The sequence below is a fragment of the Proteus mirabilis ATCC 29906 genome (assembly GCF_000160755.1).
Taxonomy (GTDB): domain Bacteria; phylum Pseudomonadota; class Gammaproteobacteria; order Enterobacterales; family Enterobacteriaceae; genus Proteus; species Proteus mirabilis.
In genome coordinates, this window is record NZ_GG668603.1 from 1 (window position 1) to 551 (window position 551).

The 551-nt window shown below is 41.6% G+C and carries 1 protein-coding gene; it reads left to right on the top strand.

What is annotated here, in order from left to right:
* Window positions 1-436 (top strand): lysozyme (locus tag HMPREF0693_RS18215; RefSeq protein WP_036932526.1); only part of this gene is annotated, 436 nt, incomplete at its 5' end.
* Window positions 437-551: the final 115 nt, after the last annotated feature.

Below are 551 nucleotides of genomic sequence, written 5' to 3' on the forward strand. Positions count from 1 at the left end.
AGCAGGAGCAACAGCCATCGCGTTAGTAGTAATAGCCCATTTTGAAGGTGTACGTTATGAACCTTATCGTGATGTGGCAGGTGTTCTAACTGTTTGTTATGGACATACAGGCAAAGACATTATTCAAGGCAAGAGATACACACAACAAGAATGTGATGCGTTATTACAAATCGATTTTATTAAGACACAACAGCAAGTCGATGCATTAATCAAAGTATCACTCGATGACTACACCAAAGCTGCTTTATATTCCTTTGCTTTTAATGTGGGTACAACCGCATTTGCTCGCTCAACATTACTCAAGAAGCTAAACGCTGGTGATAGAGCGGGTGCCTGTGAAGAAATGAAACGTTGGATATATGCAGGCGGAAAGGTCTGGCGAGGGCTTGTCAGTCGTCGAGAAGCGGAGTCAGCACTATGTCATGGAAACCTTTAATCATCATTATCAGCTTTATCCTTGCATTACTCATTACAGTCGCTGGTGGCATTTATCTCTTGATTGATAACTCATGTACTAAAGACCAAGTGAGTTTAGAAAAGCGCTGTCAGAT